At 31.7% G+C, this 262-nt stretch carries 1 protein-coding gene; it reads right to left on the bottom strand.

All coding sequences use genetic code 11. The annotated features are described in order from the left end of the window. Nucleotides 1-262: histidine kinase (locus SB659_RS19835; RefSeq protein ID WP_410551656.1), on the bottom strand; the 262-nt coding region annotated here is incomplete at both ends.

Below are 262 nucleotides of genomic sequence, written 5' to 3'. Positions count from 1 at the left end.
ATAGATTATTTAGGGTATTAAATAAAAAATGGGGATTAAGCTGTGCTTTCAAAAAGTCTTTTTCTATATTAAGATTTTGAAGTTCTAAATCTGAAGTCTGCTTTTGAAGATGGATCGTTCGGCTAAAAAGTCTTGAGATATCAAATAGAATCTTAACGAAAAAAGGCGGCGAAAATGAATAGATCACCAATGTAGCATTTCCAAAAACAGCTTTATAGGATAATATCTCCCCATAGGTTTGGGTTGCATTTCTACTTATAAC

This window comes from Arthrobacter sp. SIMBA_036, assembly GCF_046535135.1.
Lineage (GTDB): Bacteria > Actinomycetota > Actinomycetes > Actinomycetales > Micrococcaceae > Arthrobacter.
This window is presented reverse-complemented; position numbering and strand designations above follow the sequence as displayed.